Origin of the sequence: Anaerovibrio sp. RM50, from assembly GCF_000622005.1 — a bacterium.
Lineage (GTDB): Bacteria > Bacillota > Negativicutes > Selenomonadales > Selenomonadaceae > Anaerovibrio.
Genome location: NZ_JHWV01000001.1, coordinates 80,636 through 99,411, shown reverse-complemented (window position 1 = coordinate 99,411; position 18,776 = coordinate 80,636). Strand labels below are relative to the sequence as shown.

Annotated in this window: 15 protein-coding genes; 13 read left to right on the top strand and 2 right to left on the bottom strand. The window is 47.0% G+C overall.

Annotated features, from left to right (window positions below; translation table 11 throughout):
* Positions 1–81: 81 nt before the first annotated feature.
* The 12 genes from clpP (at position 82) to T525_RS0100485 (ending at position 13,264) form a co-directional block, all read left to right on the top strand.
* Positions 82–690: an ATP-dependent Clp endopeptidase proteolytic subunit ClpP gene (gene clpP, locus T525_RS0100540; protein WP_027405555.1), complete on the top strand. Its 609-nt coding sequence runs from the start codon at positions 82–84 to the stop codon at positions 688–690.
* Positions 691–702: 12 nt separating this feature from the next.
* Complete coding sequence (gene clpX / locus T525_RS0100535; RefSeq protein ID WP_037324716.1) at positions 703–1,965, top strand: ATP-dependent Clp protease ATP-binding subunit ClpX; 1,263 nt, start codon at positions 703–705, stop codon at positions 1,963–1,965.
* Positions 1,966–2,035: 70 nt separating this feature from the next.
* Positions 2,036–4,348, top strand: a complete 2,313-nt coding sequence (gene lon, locus T525_RS0100530) for an endopeptidase La (RefSeq protein ID WP_027405553.1) — start codon at positions 2,036–2,038, stop codon at positions 4,346–4,348.
* Between the two features lie 7 nt (positions 4,349–4,355).
* Positions 4,356–5,009 carry a ribosome biogenesis GTP-binding protein YihA/YsxC gene (gene yihA, locus T525_RS0100525; RefSeq protein WP_027405552.1) on the top strand — a complete coding sequence of 218 codons (654 nt, stop codon included), beginning with the start codon at positions 4,356–4,358 and terminating at the stop codon, positions 5,007–5,009.
* 176 nt (positions 5,010–5,185) lie between these two features.
* Positions 5,186–5,641, top strand: coding sequence for an AsnC family transcriptional regulator (locus T525_RS0100520; protein ID WP_027405551.1), 456 nt, complete (start codon positions 5,186–5,188; stop codon positions 5,639–5,641).
* An 8-nt stretch (positions 5,642–5,649) separates the two neighbouring features.
* The gene (locus T525_RS0100515; protein ID WP_037324712.1) at positions 5,650–6,123 is read left to right on the top strand and encodes an AsnC family transcriptional regulator; all 474 of its coding nucleotides are present in this window, start codon (positions 5,650–5,652) and stop codon (positions 6,121–6,123) included.
* 113 nt (positions 6,124–6,236) lie between these two features.
* Positions 6,237–7,430, top strand: coding sequence for a pyridoxal phosphate-dependent aminotransferase (locus T525_RS0100510; RefSeq protein WP_027405549.1), 1,194 nt, complete (start codon positions 6,237–6,239; stop codon positions 7,428–7,430).
* An 89-nt stretch (positions 7,431–7,519) separates the two neighbouring features.
* Positions 7,520–9,457, top strand: a complete 1,938-nt coding sequence (locus T525_RS13785; RefSeq protein ID WP_051533313.1) for a CocE/NonD family hydrolase — start codon at positions 7,520–7,522, stop codon at positions 9,455–9,457.
* 217 nt (positions 9,458–9,674) lie between these two features.
* A complete protein-coding gene (locus T525_RS0100500) occupies positions 9,675–10,118 on the top strand; it encodes a hypothetical protein (protein ID WP_027405548.1) in 444 nt (147 codons plus the stop codon).
* 264 nt (positions 10,119–10,382) lie between these two features.
* Positions 10,383–12,098 carry a methyl-accepting chemotaxis protein gene (locus tag T525_RS0100495; protein WP_027405547.1) on the top strand — a complete coding sequence of 572 codons (1,716 nt, stop codon included), beginning with the start codon at positions 10,383–10,385 and terminating at the stop codon, positions 12,096–12,098.
* A gap of 99 nt (positions 12,099–12,197) precedes the next feature.
* Positions 12,198–12,791 (top strand): RdgB/HAM1 family non-canonical purine NTP pyrophosphatase, encoded by a 594-nt coding sequence (gene rdgB / locus T525_RS0100490; RefSeq protein ID WP_027405546.1) that lies wholly within the window; start codon positions 12,198–12,200, stop codon positions 12,789–12,791.
* On the top strand, positions 12,788–13,264 hold the full coding sequence (locus T525_RS0100485; protein WP_027405545.1) for a metallophosphoesterase: 477 nt from the start codon (positions 12,788–12,790) through the stop codon (positions 13,262–13,264). The genes rdgB and T525_RS0100485 overlap by 4 nt, the downstream gene beginning before the upstream one ends.
* A gap of 242 nt (positions 13,265–13,506) precedes the next feature.
* On the opposite strand, the gene ade is transcribed toward T525_RS0100485, so the two are convergent.
* A complete protein-coding gene (gene ade, locus T525_RS0100480) occupies positions 13,507–15,243 on the bottom strand; it encodes an adenine deaminase (RefSeq protein WP_027405544.1) in 1,737 nt (578 codons plus the stop codon).
* Between the two features lie 23 nt (positions 15,244–15,266).
* Positions 15,267–16,397, bottom strand: coding sequence for a hypothetical protein (locus T525_RS0100475; protein WP_198022574.1), 1,131 nt, complete (start codon positions 16,395–16,397; stop codon positions 15,267–15,269).
* 353 nt (positions 16,398–16,750) lie between these two features.
* Between T525_RS0100475 and T525_RS0100470 the strand changes: the two genes are divergently transcribed.
* On the top strand, positions 16,751–18,727 hold the full coding sequence (locus T525_RS0100470) for a methyl-accepting chemotaxis protein (RefSeq protein WP_027405542.1): 1,977 nt from the start codon (positions 16,751–16,753) through the stop codon (positions 18,725–18,727).
* Positions 18,728–18,776: the final 49 nt, after the last annotated feature.

Here is an 18,776-nt window from a genome sequence, read left to right as displayed (position 1 = left end):
ATGTATTTGACATTTTGACTAATGGTATATTATAATTATTAAACTTAGTTTTGTTATGATATTAATATGAGGTGATTATCAGTGAGTTATTTTGTTCCTTATGTAGTTGAGCAGTCCGGCAACGGTGAGCGTTCCTACGATATATATTCCCGTCTTTTGAAAGACCGTATTGTTATGCTGACTGGGGAGATTAACGATAGTGTGGCCAGCTCCGTAGTGGCTCAGCTGCTTTTCTTGGAGTCTGAGGATCCGGACAAGGACATTTATCTCTACATTAACAGCCCTGGCGGTGTAGTTACTGCGGGAATGGCAATTTACGATACCATGCAGTATATTAAGCCGGATGTGTCCACCATTTGCGTTGGACAGGCTGCCAGCATGGGTTCCCTGCTTTTGACAGCAGGTGCCAAGGACAAGCGCTTTGCCCTTCCAAATGCCCGTATCATGATTCATCAGCCATTGGGCGGCGCCCGTGGTCAGTCCACTGATATTCAGATTCAGGCCCAGGAAATGCAGCGTACCCGTGATATGATCAACAAGGTTTTGGCCAACCACACCGGCCAGTCTTTGGACAAGATTAATACTGATACTGAGCGCGACAACTTCATGAGCGCTGAGGAAGCAGTGGCATACGGTTTGGTTGATAAGGTTATTGTTCGTCCTGAGGAGAAAGCTGACAAGGACGAGTAAGGAGGCACTATTATGAGCTTCGATGATAATGAAAAGCTGACCTGTTCCTTCTGTGGCAAGACAGAGGATTTAGTTCGCAAGCTGGTGGCAGGTCCTGGCGTATATATTTGTGACGAGTGTATAGAGCTGTGTCAGGAGATTGTTTCCGAGGAAAATGCGACGGCTGCTCCTGAGGAGCTGCGCTCTTTGCCAAAGCCAAAAGAGATCAAGGCTATTCTGGACGAATACGTAATCGGCCAGGAGGAGGCCAAGAAAACCTTGGCTGTGGCTGTATACAATCATTACAAGCGCATTAACTCCGGCGAGATGTTCGATGTTGACGTGGAGCTGCAGAAGTCCAATATTCTGATGATTGGTCCTACTGGTAGCGGTAAAACCCTGCTGGCCCAGACTCTGGCAAAGATTCTGCAGGTTCCGTTTGCTGTTGCTGATGCTACCACCCTTACTGAGGCAGGATATGTGGGTGAGGATGTCGAAAATATTCTCTTAAAGCTGATACAGGCAGCAGATTTTGATATTTCCAAGGCTGAGCGTGGAATTATCTATATTGATGAGATAGACAAGATTTCCCGTAAGGGCGAAAATGTTTCCATTACCCGTGATGTGTCCGGCGAGGGTGTTCAGCAGGCTCTGCTGAAGATTCTTGAGGGTACTGTTGCTTCTGTACCGCCACAGGGCGGCCGCAAGCACCCGCATCAGGAGCTTCTGCAGATTGATACCACCAATATTCTCTTTATTTGCGGTGGTGCATTTGCGGGCATCGAAAAAATTATAAATAAGCGTCGTGGTAACAAGAACATGGGCTTTGGTGCCAAGGTCACTTCCAAGGAAAAGGGAGAGATTGGTGAGGTATTAAAGCACATTGTACCAGATGATTTGATGAAGAGCGGTCTTATTCCGGAGTTCATTGGCCGTCTGCCGGTGGTAGTTACTTTGGATTCTCTGGATGAGGATGCTCTGATAGAGATTTTGACAAAGCCAAAGAATGCGCTGGTTAAACAGTTTAAGGCACTTCTTGATTTGGATGATGTAAGTTTGTCCTTTGACGATGAAGCATTGCGTTCCATTGCCAAGGAGGCTCTGAAGCGTAAGACCGGGGCCCGTGGACTTCGTTCCATACTTGAAAGCATAATGAAGAACGTCATGTATGAAATTCCATCTCTTGAGGGCGTTACCAAGTGTCAGGTTACCAAGGCCGTTGTGGAGGATAAGGTAGACCCTATCCTTAGCTACGACAAGACACGGCTTTCTGCCAAAAACGAAGCTTCCGCCTAAGGAGTGAGTTACTATAGACGTTGCTTGTGCAACGTCTATTTATTTTAGAATGCACCAGGAGGTGTTTTATTTGAAAAATGAGTTGAGAAGATTACCGCTGTTGCCACTTAGAGGCATGATGGTATTTCCATATATGATGGTTCATCTTGATGCTGGCCGTGAGCAGTCTGTGGCTGCCCTGGAGCAGGCCATGCTGGATGACAAGGTTATTATGCTGACAGCCCAAAAGGATGCAGATATTGAAAAGCCGGGCTTTGAGGATCTGTACTCCGTGGGTACTGTGGCTGAGATAAAGCATCTGGTGAAGATGCCCGGGGGCACCGTGCGTGTCCTGGTGGAGGGCCTTTACCGTGCCCAGATTGTGAACTGCTATGATGATGGTGATTTCATCGACGTTGATGTTCACGAATACGAGGATGTTACTGAGCAGAGCCTTGAAATGGAGGCACTGGTCCGGGTAGTTGTCCATGAATTTGAGCAGTGGGTGAAAACCAGCCGCAAGATTCCTGCTGATGCCATCGTTTCCGTGTCCATTATTTCTGATGCGGGCCGTCTGGCAGATATGATTGCAGGCCATCTGAATCTGAAGCTGGAGGAGCGTCAGGAGCTTCTGGAGTGCATCGATATAAAGGCACGTCTGGAGCGGCTTTACGGTGTGCTGAAGCGCGAGCGTGAAATCCTGGAAATCGAGAAAAAGGTCAGCGGACGTGTCCGCAAGCAGATTGAAAAGGTTCAGAAGGAGTATTATCTTCGTGAGAAGGTTAAGGCTATCCATAATGAGCTGGGTGACAAGGACGGCGTCCAGGGGGATATTGAGGGCTACCGCAAGCGTATGCGGGCCGAAAAATACCCGGATGACGTGGTAAAGACCATCAACAAGGAAATCACCCGACTGGAGCGTGCCGGAAACATGTCCCAGGAGGCAAGTGTTATTACCACTTATATTGAGACACTGTTGGATATGCCTTGGAATAAGACCACTGAGGACAACAAGGACATCAAGAAGGCCGCAGAAGTGCTGGACAAGGATCATTATGGCCTTGAGAAGGTGAAGGAGCGTATTCTGGAATATTTGGCAGTAAGACAGCTTACTGACGGCCAGAATGCCCCTATTATGTGTCTTGTGGGCCCTCCTGGTGTAGGTAAGACATCTCTGGCCAGCTCCGTGGCCCGTGCCCTTGGGAGAAAATTCGTAAGAGCTTCCTTGGGTGGAGTTCGTGATGAGGCTGAAATCAGAGGTCATCGTCGTACCTACGTGGGGGCTATGCCAGGCCGTGTTTTGGCTGCCCTGAAAAAGAGCGGAACCAAGAATCCTGTGTTCCTTTTGGACGAGGTGGACAAGATGGCGGCTGATTACAAGGGAGATCCTACATCTGCACTGTTGGAGGTCCTTGATCCTGCCCAGAACAACACCTTTAGCGACCACTATGTGGAGCTGCCATTTGATTTGTCACAGGTTCTGTGGATTGTGACTGCCAATAATCTGGGGAATATTCCTAGTCCTCTCCGGGACCGTATGGAGATTATTACACTTTCCTCCTACACTGAGCAGGAGAAGCTGGAGATTGCCAAGCGTTATCTGGTGCCAAGACAGCATGAGTCCAATGGACTTACCAGCAAGAACCTTCGCATTGGTGCGGGGGTAATTCAGCGCCTTATTACCGACTATACCCGCGAGGCCGGTGTCCGTGAGCTGGAGAGAGTTATCGGACAGCTTTGCCGCAAGGTGGCCAAGAAGCTGGTGGAGGGCGAAGAGGATTGTGTGAAGGTTACCACCAAGAATCTTGTGGATATTTTAGGCAAGATTAAATACCATCACACCAAGGAAAAGCGCAAGCCAGAGGTGGGCCTCTGCACAGGAATGGCCTGGACCCAGGTGGGGGGAGATATTCTTCCTACTGAGGTTAATGTGTTCCCGGGCAAGGGGCAGCTCATACTCACCGGCAAGCTGGGAGATGTGATGAAGGAGTCTGCCCAGGCAGCATTGTCCTATATCCGCAGCCGTCAGAAGAAATTTAAGCTTTCTCCTAAGTTCTATGAGGAGAATGATATACATATCCATTTCCCTGAAGGGGCAGTGCCAAAGGACGGCCCTTCTGCAGGCATTACCATGGCCACAGCCATGGTGTCAGCCCTCACTGGCAGAAAGGTGCGCAGTGATGTGGCCATGACAGGGGAGATTACCATTCGCGGCCGTGTTCTGGCAATTGGCGGACTGAAGGAAAAGGTGCTGGCCGCATATCGTGAGGGTATCAAGACCATTATACTGCCAGAAGAAAATCGCCGCGATATTGAGGAAATCCCGGAAAATGTCCGTGAGAAGATGGAATTTATCACCGTGGACCATGTGGACAAGGTGTTGGAAAATGCCCTTTTGAAGTGAGGTAGCTATGGCAGAAAAGGTTATTATTACCCAGGGCAAATATCTGGCCTCGGCCGTAAAGCCGGAGCAGTATCCCGAGGTTCGCCGTAAGGAAATCGTGTTTATCGGCCGTTCCAATGTGGGCAAGTCCTCACTAATTAATTCTCTAACACGGGTTAATCAGCTGGCCAGGGTATCCAGTCAGCCGGGCAAGACACAGACCATAAACTTTTATGAAATCGGTGCAAAGATTGATGATGACCAGGAGAGGAAGGATTTTTATCTGGTGGATTTGCCGGGATATGGCTATGCCAAAACCGGTGCCCAGCGCCGTAAGATTTGGAGCAAATTCATCAATGAGTATCTTTTGGGCTCTGAGGATCTGCAGTTTGTGTGCCAGCTTATTGACAGCCGCCATGAGCCTATGGCCTCGGATGTGGAAATGTTCCGCTGGCTGGTGGAGCACAATCTGCCTGTGCTGGTGATTGCCACCAAGGTGGACAAGCTCAGCAAAAATGCCGTGGCGAAAAACATATCCCAGATTAAGCGTACACTTGGTGTGCCTGAGCTGGACGTGCTCCCATATTCTTCCGTAAAGAATCTGGGCCGCGAAGAACTGTTGAATGTTATTGCGGACTGCCTGCTGGAGGATGACGGAAGCAATGACGGGGAAGATGATTAACCATTGTTTAAAATGTTTGAACGTGGTTATAAATGGTTGAAAAAAGTTGAACAAGATTGAAAAAGTGAATAGGCTTCACATTTTCTTGACTGTTAATCCATGGATTTGATAAAATAATAAGGGCTCCTTTGCTTAAGGGCAGGGGAGCTTATTTTTTGGGTGTGTAAGGAGAGAACATGGAGCTAACAGCATTTGATAAACAGCTTCTTAATATATTACAGTGCGGTGTGCAGTTTGTACCCAAGCCCTACGAGGTCATGGCAAAGCAGCTGGGAGTATCTGAGGACAGAGTTATTTCCAGACTGCAGGAGCTGAAGCAGGAGGGCTTTATCCGCAAGGTGGGAGCCTTCTTTAATTCTGACAAGCTGGGCTACAGCGGTACTTTGGTGGCGGTTAAGATTGAATCGGGCCATGTGGCGGATGTTGCAGCCAGAATCAATGAATATCCGGAAATAACTCACAATTATCAGCGTACATGCGGTTATGTACTGTGGTTTACTGCCATTACCAACAGTGATGAGCGGAGAAAGCAGATATTGTCTGAGATTCGTGCATTGCCGGGAGTTATATCCCTTTTGGATTTGTATTCCCAGAAGAAGTACAAGATAGATGTGCAGTTTAAATTGAAGTGAGGCCGGTTATGAATTTTACGGAAACGGACAAGAAAATAGTACGGGCTTTGCAGAGCGATTTTCCCATCTGTTCAGAGCCCTATAAATTAATAGCCGAGGAAATCGGTATTTCCCAGGAGGAATTGCTTAAGCGCCTTGATGAGATGAAGGAAGAGGGAATCCTCAGAAAAATGGGGGCTGTCCTCCGTCACGTGGAGGTGGGCTTCAAGGCCAATGCCCTGGTGGTTTGGGTGGTACCTTCTGAAAGAATGGATGAGGTGGCGGCAAAGATGTGTGCCCACAGTGAGGTTACCCATTGCTATGACCGCAATACCGCACCGGACTGGCCATACAATTTCTATACCATGATTCACATGGACAGCAGGGAAAGCTGCATAGAATTTGCAAAAGAGCTGTCCGAAGAGACAGGCATAGACCAGTATGAGCTGCAGTTCACGGAAAAAGAGTGGAAGAAAACCAGCATGCAATACTTTGTGGAGTAAACAAAAGGTGTAAAGTCAGTACACGAAACTGGCCTTACACCTATTTTTATTGTATAATTGTAAAGTAATTGTGCTTACTTAATTGATTTTTATATATGAAATGGGGTATTGGAATGATTTCAGAAAAGAGCTATGTACTGGGTACAAAGAAGTCCACTATCAGAACTATTTTTGAGTTTGGCCGTAAAAGGGCGGCAGAGGTAGGGGAGGAAAATGTCTTCGACTTTTCCATAGGAAACCCCAATGTACCGGCTCCTGAAAAGGTGAAGGAAGCTATTATAGACGTACTCAATGAGGTGGATTCCGTGGCACTCCACGGCTATACAGTGGCTCCTGGGGATCCGGAGGTAAGGGAAACAATCGCCAGAAGTATAAATCGCCGTTTTGGTACCAGTTTTGGAGGAAAAAATCTTTTTATGACCTCCGGTGCCGCTGCGGCCATTACCATTTGCTTTAAGGCACTGACTGAGGATGAGGGAAAGAATGAATTTCTCACCTTTGCCCCATATTTTCCGGAATACAAGTGCTTTGTGGAGGCTATGGGCTCTGAGCTGAAGGTGGTGCCTGCCAATACTGCTGATTTCCAGATTCAGTTTGATAAATTTGAGGAGATGCTTACCCCAGATACCAAGGCGGTTATTGTAAATTCCCCTAATAATCCAAGCGGCGTGGTATATTCCGAGGAAACCATAAAAAGACTGGCTGAGATTCTTGCCGAGAAAGAAAAGGAATTTGGTCATCCAATATTTATAATTTCTGATGAGCCGTATCGTGAGCTGGTGTATGGCGGTCTTACGGTGCCATATATTCCTAAATATTACAAGAATACTTTGGTATGTTACTCTTGGAGCAAGTCACTTTCTTTGCCGGGTGAGCGTATTGGCTACATTGTGGTGCCGGATGAGGTGGCGGATTTTGAACGGGTTTATGGAGGCATAGCGGGTGCTGCCAGAGTTCTCACCCATGTAAATGCCAACTCCCTGTTCCAGAGGGTGGTGGCCCGTTGCGTAGATGAGCCATCAAACATTGCCGCCTATGAGCGAAACGGCAATCTTCTCTATAATGGACTTGTTGAGGCGGGCTTTACCTGTCAGAAGCCACAGGGTGCCTTCTATCTCTTCCCAAAGGCTTTGGAGGAGGATGATTACGCCTTCTGCGAGAGAGCCAAGAAGTATGATTTGCTGCTGGTTCCAGGCTCCGACTTCGGCTGCCCGGGGTACTTTCGCGCCGCCTACTGCATAAAGCAGGAAACTATAGAAAAGTCTATACCTGCCTTCAAGAAGCTGGCAGCAGAGTATGGCAAATAAATTACGTCAGTAAAATATTTGCTTACATGAAAAATTTTATGGTGCTATACTTAGCTAAGCAGCTATAGCACATAAGAGGTGGATATTTTATGAATAATTCTAAACTGCGTTATTTAAAACGGATGTTGTGCGTGGGAGGCCTGGTGGCCTGCTGTGCTTTTTCCGGGGGCATGGGGATTGCTTCAGCGGATAACAGCAGTGCAATAACTATTCCCCAGAAGATGGAGAATGGGGAGACCATTGAGGTTTATTATCGTAAGGGCCTGTCTCCTGAGGCAGTTCGGGCCAGAGGGGCAGAATTTAAAACTGAAACCATGGTTTTAAAGGCGGGGACTGTGCGTATGCCGGGGGCTAAGCCTCTTTCCTGTGATATTTTGTTTGAAAAGGATGTGCCAGTAACCCTGCGGGATGGCACAGTGATTTATACGGATATTTTCCGCCCTGTGGATAATGAAAAGCATCCTGCCATTATGGCTTGGAGCCCTTATGGCAAGGAAATTGGCGGCCAGTGGCTGGATGATGTGCCTTTCCGCTCCGGGGTGCCAGTGGATGCAGTATCGGGCTTACAGAAGTTTGAAGGGCCGGATCCTGCCTATTGGGTACAGCATGGCTATGTAATCATCAACCCGGACAGCCGTGGGGCCTACGAGTCACAGGGGAATCTGAACTACTGGGGACATGAGAATTCCCTTGATGGACGGGACACCATTGAGTGGGCGGCAGCCCAGCCTTGGTCCAACGGTAAAGTCGGAATGTCCGGCAATTCATGGCTTACGGTTTCCCAGTGGTTTATTGCGGGGGAACAGCCACCTCATCTGGCAGCCATTGCCCCTTGGGAGGGCTTTGTGGACCATTTCCGTGAGACTGCCAACCGCGGCGGTATTCCAAACCCTGTTTTCCCTGAAAAGATTTTTGATACCTTTGCCAGCCGTAATCTTATAGAGGATCAGCCACGCATGGTGGTAACCCATACATTGATGGACGGCTATTGGCAGGATAAAATTGCAAAGCTGTCAAACATTAATATTCCCGCCTATGTGGTGGCCAGCTACACCAATCCTGTTCATACCCACGGAACATTCAGGGGTTTCCAGAAGATTGCCAGCAAGGATAAGTGGCTGAGGGTTCACAATACCAATGAGTGGATGGATTATTATGAGCCTAAGCATGTGGAGGAGCTGCGCAAGTTTTTTGACCACTATTTGAACGATGTGGCCAATGACTGGGAAAAGACTCCAAGGGTGCGCATTTCCGTATTGGATCCGGGCCACCAGGATGTGGTGGACAGAGTGGAGAAGGATTTCCCGTTGCCTCAGACCAAATATGAGAAGCTGTATCTTAATGACGAGGGGCGGCTCAGTGAGAAGAATGGCAAGGCTGAGCAGCAGATAGCCTATGAAGTGACCCAGCCGGCCAATAACACCTTCACCATAAAGTTTGACAAGGATACTGAGCTAACGGGCTACATGAAGCTGCATCTGAATGTGGCTGCAGAAGGTTCTGATGATATGGAGCTGGTGGCTCTGGTGGAGAAGCTGGACAAGGAGGGGAATCTTATTCCTGACCCAATGACCGGGCAGCTTATTCAGTCTCAGGGCTTTTTGCGGGTATCCCAGCGGGCCTTGGATAAGGCGCAGTCCACGGATTATGACCCGATTCTTGCCAGCACCAAGGAAGAGCTTTTAAATCCTGGGGAAATTGTGGCGGTGGATATTCCGATTTGGCCTATGGGCATGAAATACCATGCGGGGGAATCACTGCTTCTGACCATTGTTCCGTATGCTGCACCAGATGGAAGCATGGTACCTCCATTTGGCACAGCTAAGGTCAGCATTCCAAAGGACGGATATACCTATAACCCTTCGGACAAGGTTGAGATGAAGGAATTGGGCGGCTTTGTGAAGGAGGAATTTGAACCTTCAGGGCAGATTCTGCCACCTGCCTCCCGCAACAAGGGACGCCATATCATCTATATGGGCGGAAAATATAAGAGCTATTTGCAGATACCGGTTATTCCTGACAAATAAGTGTCTTTGAGGAGTCTGTGATTTTCACAGGCTCCTTTTACTGTGAAATCTTAGTGAATCGAATTGAAAGATGAAGATGAACAGTGATTTCGTGTAAGGGCTTTCATAGTGCTTTATTAAGGATTAGCCACATATTGCCGATAAAAATAACATAGGGATATATGTAAGCTAGGGACGGCACCGGAAAATTGCGATTTTGCAAAAGGAAGGTGAACTCATGTCAGTAAGAACAAGTAATTCCATTAATATGGAAGGGACGACGGTTTCTGAAAAAGTCGTTTCAAGGAGTGACAGTACATCTGCTGATTCAACTGCTGTTACCCCTTCAGAAGCCTTTAAGGAAATTCTAATTGAGAAGCTGGGTTCTGTTCGCGATACCCTTGAGGAAATGAGGGAGCAGAAGGAAGCAATCCAGACGGTAAAAAATGAGGGGCAGGTAACCGAGATTGTCCGCCGTATGATGCCCGATGGCAGCATTATGATTACGGAGTATGTGGAGGGCAAGGTAAAGAGCAGACAACGCAAGCCTCCTCATATGGAATATGTGGTGGACAAGAACCAGCCTATTCCAAAGAATGAGGAGGGAATGGCATTGCCTTCCAAGCAGGCCATGGTCCTTAAGCCCAAATTTAGCGTAGCTGAAGAGTTATTTAATATGTAAATAGATTCGATGGCTGATGCTTGCGAAATTTCATTAGCCATCGAATTTTATTTTTTAGGCAGTAGAAAAATTAATTATTATTGTGATATAATGTCTTTGCAAATTGAAGATTGTGATTTTCTTAGGATTTTAGGTATGTTGGATGAACCAGAGGAATGGCACCACATTACTGCTAAGGTCAATTAAGAATGTAATGATGGGGCCGGTTACCCTGTGTTTCGGGGTAACGGTCTTTTTATGTTTAAAATATAGGAGGTTATTTTTATGGGTTTTAATGACATTAAAGTTGCAGGAAAGCTGCTGATGATTGTGGCAGTAGCTGCTGTGGCTATGCTGGTAATCAGTTTCACTGGCTATCGTGCCCTGAATACTGCTGATGAGGGTATGCAGAGCATGTATCAGAAGGAAATGCAGGGTGTACAGCATCTGGGCAAGGCTGTTGAATACAGCCGTGTTATGATGGTAAAGACACTGCAGATTATTACTGCCCAGGATGTTACCCAGGATCGTCTGAACACCTGGAAGAAGCAGAAGCAGGAGGGTGTTGACAACGTAGAAAAGTCACTGGCTGAATACAAGGACGCTGTAAAGGGAACTCCGGCGGAGGACACCGCTGAAATCGACAAGCAGTGGGCAAACTATAAGAATGTTATGGACCATGCTGTTGATTTGGCTTCTCAGGGGAACAGCAAAGAGGCAGTTGAGTATTACGAGTCCGCTGGTTCTCCGGCTACCCGTGGTTTGCGCGATGCCCTGCATGGTATGCAGGCTGTTGTAAATTCACAGGCTGAGGCTGCAGCCCAGGCAAACAGTGATGCCAACAGCAGTGCCGCCATGATGATTATTGTGGTTACCGTTGCTGCTATCGTTATTCAGGGAATCTTTAGCGTATTTACCGCCAACAATATTACAAGTGCGCTTTCTACTATGGTGGCAGTTTGTGAAAAGCTCCGTGATGGTGATTTCCGTGGCTCTTCCCACGCTATGAACCGTGGTGATGAATTTGGTCATCTTTCCCGTGTTCTTTCTGAAATGCAGCACAATATGGCCACCTATATGAAGGGCGTATACAAGGCTATTCAGGATATTAATGATTCCTCCGGCAATTTGAAGGAGGCTTCCATGCAGTCTGCACAGGCTTCTGTACAGTCCGCAGAGGCTGTAGGGGATGCTGCTCATCTTGTTATGGACCAGGAGAATATGCTTAAGGAAAGCCAGGAGCTTCTGACCAAGGTTAATGATTCCATTCAGTCCATGCGTGGCCATGCCAATGAGGTTTCCAATAATTCCATGACTGCTGCCGATGAGGCAGAGCAGGGCAACAAGGCTCTGGAGAAATCCGTTCGTGAGATTCGTGATGTTGAGTCCACAGTAAGCAGTACTGCCGAAATGGTAACCCGTCTTGGCAGTCGTTCCGAGGAAATCGGTGCCATCGTTGATACCATTTCCCAGATTGCCAGCCAGACCAATTTGCTGGCACTGAATGCCGCCATTGAGGCAGCCCGTGCCGGTGAGCAGGGCCGTGGCTTCTCTGTAGTTGCAGAGGAGGTTCGCAAGTTGGCTGAACAGTCCGAGGAAGCAGCCCATAAGATTGCTGATCTGATTAATGCCATGCAGAAGGATACTGCTGAGGCCGTTGAGTCCATGAACAAGGGCTGTGATGCAGTTGTTAATGGTGCCAAGTCCGTTGAGGATCTGCAGTCTGTATTTGAACGTATCCATGATCTGGTACAGGATGGTGCTGAAAAGACAAAGGCTATGGATGCGGCCATAGTACAGGTAAACGAGGATGCCCAGAATATTTCCAATTCCGTGGTGGAAATCAACTCCAAGGGACGTGAAGTTTCTTCCCGTATGGAATCCGTTTCCGCTGCCACTGAAGAGCAGTCCGCTTCCTCCGAGGAAATTGCATCTGCAAGTGAGTCCCTGTCCGTTATGGCGACTGAGCAGAAGCAGGCACTGAGCCAGTTCAAATTCTAATATAATAAGTTTTGTGGTATACTAATAGAGGTCCGTTTGACATAGCTCAGACGGACCTTTAAAAGTATGGAAGAAATATGGAAGGCTGGTTTTCGATAAATGAAAAAAATTATAATCGCAACAAGGAATAAGGGAAAGGTGAAGGAAATTAAGGACGCTTTTCTGGATTTGCCGGTGGAGCTGGTATCTCTGGGGGATATTGACAGTGAATTGCCTGAGCCGGTGGAAGACGGAAAGACCTTCATTGATAATTCCCTGATAAAAGCAAAATATTATCAGGAGCAGACGGGCATGGCCTGTCTGGCAGATGATTCGGGTCTGGAGGTGGAGGCCCTGGGAGGGGCACCAGGGGTGTATTCCGCCAGATATTCCGGGGAAAATGCCAATGATGCCTCCAACAATGCCAAGCTGGTGGAGGAGCTTAAGAAGCTGGGCCTTGAAAGCTCAGAGGCAGCGTATCAGTGTGCCCTGACCTTTATTGATACTGATGGCAGTGTGTTGCAGTCCCAGGGCTTCTGCCGTGGTGAAATAAGATTGGAAGCTGTGGGAAGCAACGGTTTTGGTTATGATCCGTATTTTTATGTGGGGGATAAATCCATGGCACAGCTTACCTTGGAGGAAAAGGATGCCATCAGCCACAGGGGAGAGGCACTCCGCAAAATGGCTGTTCAGTTAAAGGAGTACTTGCAATGAGAATCGGTGTAATGAGTGACAGCCACGGCAATACCATGGCTGTGGACAGGGCTATAGAGCTGGCGGGGAGCGTGGATTGCTGGCTTCATGCAGGGGATCTAATTGAGGACGCGGAATATCTGGCCATGGTGACGGAGAAGAAGGTTATTAACGTGGCAGGAAACTGCGACTGGCCAGGCTCCGGAGCTGATGATGAGGTGTTGGCAGAGCTTGGCTCCCATAAGATTTTTCTGACCCATGGACATATTTATGGGGTAAAGCGGGATATTGCCCTTCTCCGCCAGGCGGCTGTCAGTAAGGGGGCCGATATTGCCGTATATGGGCATACCCATGTGGCTGTAATTGATGAGGGCAGGGACTGTCTGGTGATTAATCCCGGCAGCGTTTCCCACCCAAGGGACGGAAAGCCCCAGTCCTTTATGGTGCTGAATATTGAGGGGGACAAGGTGCAGGTGGAGCATTTCCACCTGTAATACAAAAGGCAGTAGGTATAGACCAATAACAATAATTACGATAAAAAAAGGCAGTGGGTAGTTGACTGGAGCAATAGGACAAGTCACGTTAAGAAAGTTTTACTTGCTATACTTTAGTATTAGTGTAAAAAATCATTTGTTTGAGCGAAGCGAGTTATGATTTTTTGCACTATATAAAAGCAAGGAAAACTTTTAGTGATTTGATCCGTGCTACAGGCGGCTACCCACTGCCTATATTTATTTTATTGTCGATATTCGTCTATGCCGATGATACTGCCCTCCAGCACCTTTACCAGCCCTCTGTCGGTGAGCTTTAACTCAGGAATCACAGGAAGACTGAGGAAGGCCAGGGTAAGGAAGGGATCATATTCTCTGTCCACCCCAAGATTAAATGCCAGTTTTTCCATCTTTTCCGCCTGCTTTGCAGCTTCAGTGGCGGATTTATCCGTCATAAGCCCCCCTACAGGCAGTGGCAGTATTTCTTCCACCGTGCCATCAACAGCAATGGCAATACCTCCGCCACAGCTTTCCAGACTCTTGGAAGCAATCAGCATATCCTGGTCGTTGGCACCTATAACAATGAGGTTGTGGCTGTCGTGACCTATGGTTTGGGCAATGGCCCCCTTTTTCAGCCCAAAGCCCTTTACCAGTCCAAGACCGCATTTGCCGGTATTGTTATGGCGTTCAAATACAGCCAGCTTAAGTATATCTTGGTCTGGGGAAGCCACAGCCACGCCATCTTTTACGGGCACCTCCAGCCATAAATGACGGGTCAGCAGCTGCTTGGGAATAAGACCGATTACATTTGCCATATTGCCCTTCATTGGCAGATTAAAATGCTCAAGGCCCAGCTCCGGCAGGTTTACGGATTTGCTCAGGCGGGTTGGAACTGGAGGTATTTCAATACTGTCCCAAAGTTCTGTTATACACTTGCCCTCTCTTGCCGCCAGTTTGCCATGGGTATAAACCTCCTCCGGCTCCCAATCATCCAGATTGGAGAATACAAGCAGATCAGCCCTGCGGCCCGGGGCAATTACCCCAGTATCACGTATGCCAAAATATGAAGCTGGATTTACTGTGGCCATCTGCAGGGCCTGCCAAACGGGAAGACCAAGTTTTACGGCTTCACGGACCATGGCATTTACGCCCCCCTCGTTCATAAGGTCCCCGGGGTGACGGTCATCGGCACAGAAACAGCAAAAACGGCTGTTATGCTCGTTAATTACAGGCAACAGGGCCTCCAGATTATGGGCGGCAGAGCCTTCCCTTATCATCAGATACATTCCTGCAGCCAAGCGGTCCTCGGCTTCCTCTACAGTTACACACTCATGGTCCGAGTCCACACCGGCAGCGGCATATCCCATAAGCTCCTTGCCCTTCAGCATAGGGGCATGGCCATCCACAAAGTGGTGAGGGCCAATCATATCCAGCTTGTCCCAGACTGTTTCCGATTCATTAAGTACACCCGGAACATCCATAAGCTCCCCAAGGCCGAGAACACGGCTGTCCTTTAAAAATGGCTTTAGCTCCCGGGCGTTAAGGACAGCCCCTGCATCCTCAAGGGGAGTGGCTGGCACGCAGGAGGGCAGCATGAATTTTATTTGCAGTGGAAGGCTTTCGGAGGCATCCAGCATATATTGAATACCCATTTCACCGCCCACATTGGCAATTTCATGGGGATCTGCAACCACGGTGGTGGTACCCTTTGGAACCACTGCCTGGGCAAAGCCAAATGGGGTCAGCATGGAGCTTTCAATATGAACGTGGGAATCAATAAAACCAGGGGTAATGTATTTCCCCAGAAGGTCCAGTTCCTTTTCACCATCATACTGGCCCAGCCCTGCAATATACCCATCCTGAATTGCAATATCAGTTGTGAGAAACTTGCCGGTAAAACCCGCAAATACATGAGCGTTTTTTAATACAAGCTGAGCCTTCATTTTGCCCGCAGCCACCTGCATAAGCCTCTTTTTATCCATGATTATCTCCTGTAATAAAACAATTACCAGTTTTCGGCATCATTAAAGCTGGCCTTCATGCCATCAATATATGAATTCAGATCTTCCTGCTGTTTTTCTGTAAGATAGCTGCTGTCATCAAGATACCAGTCAATCAGCTTCCAGCTGTCCTTGTCAGTTTTGGCAATGACAGCAGTGAATTTGATATCTTTAGGCAGATCCTTGAAATATTTGTGGGCATCTGCCATTTCAACATGGCTGGAATCCCAGGCGTCGTTTTCTATGGCCCAGGCAATCTGGCCCGCAGCATAATAAGCCCTGTCTTCACCACGGGTCATGATAGTTTTATCTTCTAATGCGCGTTCAAATTCCAGCTTGGTCACATCAAATTGTGGGGGAGCGAAAACACTCCAGTAGTCACCGTTTCTGTCTGCCACCAAAAGCTGGTTGGTGGAAATATCATCGTAGGTAAAACCAACGCGGTTCTGGGAAATCCCCATTATATGTCCGTAGGTGTCGTATGGATTGGCGATCTTTCCTTCATCGTTTTCAAGGGATTTACCGGTTTCATCGGCCTCAAAGGAAGGAATATTCCCAAGTGTTGCCTGCCAGCGCTGGTCAGACATGATCTTACCGCCAATACTTAAGGTTGGCACGTTTTCCAACAGTGTTACGGCAAATTCGTCTGCGTTGTTGTCCATTTGGGCCTTATCATCATTGTAATACCAGCGGGCAGCTTCCTTGGCATAATCAACAGCCAGACTGCTTATGGCATATACGTCGTAGTCCTTGTTTGGCTTTGGAGCGTAAGAACCCGGCTCCAGTGCCATTTCTGCATTAATTAGTCCCTGGGTAAGGGCTATATTTCCCGCTGAAATAGTGAAGATTCCCTTGCCAACGCTTTCAGGATGTTTTTTATCTATTATATATACTTTTCTTAGGCCATCGTCATGCTTTTTGATGGCTTTTTTTAATAGGTCGGGGTTGTTTTTTATAAGCGGTGCCTGAATATTATCAGTAATAAAGGTACTTTCTTCTATGTCAGGATATCTTTTTTTGAGAACCTTTAAATCCCTTTCAGCATTGTTAAGTTCTTCTCTGGATGTAGGGATATGTTTGTATTCATTGGCAGCTACCTGAGCTGTCACACAGCAAAAAGAAATAAGTGCGGCCATTATTGCGCACGTAATAAGAATTTTTGGGGTGCTAATTATATTCATTATGATACACTTTCCTTCATTTGAGTAAAATATCAAGGATAAGTATATTACCTGACATGGCTCTGAGTCAAACAATATCAATTTTGATGTATAAAACGTATAAAAATGTACTTCTTGTATAAAACGGGGACGAAACACCTAAGCTAAGAAAATTAAGCGAAAAAATAAAAATTTTTATAATTAATTGCTGTGTTTGGGATACATAATAGCAATAATAAATTTTTGGATGAAATATTGAATAAAATATAGGTTAATGATATCATGAAAATAGTAGGTAAAAAGTAATAGGAAAGGAAGGTATAAAGAAAATGGGTATTAAACAAAAGTTTTTTATGCTGTCCGGTATAGCAGGTGTAATAATGGCCGTTGTATCTATTATTGGTTATTTTACAGCTTCTACTTCACTGGAAAAGACTATGGAAGAAGAGATTATAGCCGAAATAGGAAGACAGTCTGCTCAGGCTGACGCTTGGCTTAATGCCAAGGGGCAGATAGTTATATCTGGTGCTAATGTATTTAAACAGATTCCGGCTGATAGTACAGATATGATGAAGCGTCATGAATTGGTAGGGCAAATTGCCGATGATAAGGAAGTCCTTGATGATATTCATGCAATGGATGACGGATTTGCTATGGCATGGCATGATGGGGACTTGACTGGACAGGGAGAATGGACTAAGCGTCCATGGTATGTAGATGCAAAAAAGGCAGGTCACATTATTTATACTGATCCATACAAGGACGTCAGCAGTGGAAGTATGGTTGTTACTATTGCCGTCCCTTATGATCGTAAGGGCGCTGTCGGTGGCGTATTTAGTGAAGACGTTAAGATAGATACCTTGGCTGAGCAGGCTAAGGCCATTAAATTCCGTGGCGAGGGCAAGGGCATGCTGATAAACCCTGAGAGTGGTATTATTATTGCCTCTGCCAATGAAGAAGAAAACCTGTCTAAAACAGATGATAATCCGATTCTTAAGGCCTTTGCCACCGAGATTAAAAATAATGATAAGGGCTTTTTTGTAACTGACGCTGGTGGCGAAGAGAAGGTAGTTGCTTATGCTACTATTCCTACTTCTGGCTGGAAGGCAGTAGTATCAGCTCCAACCAGCTTCGTATTTAGTCAGCTTCGCACTATGAAAATAGTTTATGGTATTCTTACTATAGTTGGTATTTTATTGATAGTATTTGCTTGCTTGAAATTCTCTACCCGTATTGTCAGGGTCGTAGAGCATTTGGCTGACCGTGTTAATGAAATGTCCAATGGTATATTGGATCAGCGTCCGCTCCATGTTGATTCTGAGGATGAGTTAGGACAGCTTTCTGCCGATGTTAATAACATGAACGAAAATCTGAAAAAGCTTATCGGCGGTGTTAAGAAATCTGCTGAAATGTTGGCAGCTTCCAGTGAGGAATTGACTGCTGGAGCCCATCAGGCAGCTCAGGCGGCTACTAATGTAGCTGAAACGGTTACTGAAGTTGCTGAGGGTATGGAAAAGCAGCTGCAGAATGTTGATGGCACCAGAGAGAATGTAGATAATGTTTCTTTGGATATCGATAACATGACTGCTGAGGCCCAGGAGGTTGCAGCAGATACTGCAGAAACAGCCAATGCAGCTCGTCAGGGCGAGGAATTGATGAAGCATGCTACTGAGCGTATGCAGGGAATTGAGAAATCAGTTCGTCAGCTGGAGGGCGTTGTTCAGAAGCTGGGTGATAATTCCCAGCAGATAGGCCAGATAGTTGAAACCATTGCCAGCATTGCTGACCAGACAAATCTGTTGGCCCTTAATGCGGCAATTGAGGCTGCACGGGCTGGAGATGCTGGACGAGGCTTCTCCGTTGTTGCTGAGGAAGTAAGAAAACTGGCTGAACAGTCTTCAGCGGCTGCCGAGGAAATAAAGGAGCGTATCAGCTCTGTTCAGAATGATACTTCAGCGGCTGTTACTGCAATGCAGCAGGGCTCTGTTGAGGTTCAGCAAGGAGCTGAGGCTGTGCAGGGTGTAGGCGTACAGTTTACCAAGATTATGGAAATGGTAACAAGCATTGAACAGAAGATGCACTCTATCAGTAAGTCAGCTGCTACCGTTGCTTCTGGTACCAGAAATATCGTAAAGGCTGTTGATAACATTGATGATGTAAGCCGTGTTACCAGTGACCATACGCAGACTATTTCTGCAGCTGCAGAGGAACAGTCAGCGTCCTCCGAGGAAATTGCTTCTGCCTCCCAGGCATTGGCATCCCTTGCAACTGACCTTTCTCAGGAAACCGGCAAGTTTAAAATTTAATTTTTAAATGCAATCCGCATCCATTTATAGTGGGTGCGGATTTTTTGTG

What these genes read in the sequence shown, in the direction of transcription:
- T525_RS0100510 (WP_027405549.1), top strand. Translation starts at nt 6,237, where the DNA reads ATGATTTCAGAAAAGAGCTATGTACTGGGTACAAAGAAGTCCACTATC.
- clpX (WP_037324716.1), top strand. Translation starts at nt 703, where the DNA reads ATGAGCTTCGATGATAATGAAAAGCTGACCTGTTCCTTCTGTGGCAAG.
- T525_RS0100500 (WP_027405548.1), top strand. Translation starts at nt 9,675, where the DNA reads ATGTCAGTAAGAACAAGTAATTCCATTAATATGGAAGGGACGACGGTT.
- yihA (WP_027405552.1), top strand. Translation starts at nt 4,356, where the DNA reads ATGGCAGAAAAGGTTATTATTACCCAGGGCAAATATCTGGCCTCGGCC.
- T525_RS0100520 (WP_027405551.1), top strand. Translation starts at nt 5,186, where the DNA reads ATGGAGCTAACAGCATTTGATAAACAGCTTCTTAATATATTACAGTGC.
- T525_RS0100495 (WP_027405547.1), top strand. Translation starts at nt 10,383, where the DNA reads ATGGGTTTTAATGACATTAAAGTTGCAGGAAAGCTGCTGATGATTGTG.
- T525_RS13785 (WP_051533313.1), top strand. Translation starts at nt 7,520, where the DNA reads ATGAATAATTCTAAACTGCGTTATTTAAAACGGATGTTGTGCGTGGGA.
- rdgB (WP_027405546.1), top strand. Translation starts at nt 12,198, where the DNA reads ATGAAAAAAATTATAATCGCAACAAGGAATAAGGGAAAGGTGAAGGAA.
- T525_RS0100470 (WP_027405542.1), top strand. Translation starts at nt 16,751, where the DNA reads ATGGGTATTAAACAAAAGTTTTTTATGCTGTCCGGTATAGCAGGTGTA.
- T525_RS0100515 (WP_037324712.1), top strand. Translation starts at nt 5,650, where the DNA reads ATGAATTTTACGGAAACGGACAAGAAAATAGTACGGGCTTTGCAGAGC.
- T525_RS0100475 (WP_198022574.1), bottom strand. Translation starts at nt 16,397, where the DNA reads ATGGCCGCACTTATTTCTTTTTGCTGTGTGACAGCTCAGGTAGCTGCC.
- T525_RS0100485 (WP_027405545.1), top strand. Translation starts at nt 12,788, where the DNA reads ATGAGAATCGGTGTAATGAGTGACAGCCACGGCAATACCATGGCTGTG.
- ade (WP_027405544.1), bottom strand. Translation starts at nt 15,243, where the DNA reads ATGGATAAAAAGAGGCTTATGCAGGTGGCTGCGGGCAAAATGAAGGCT.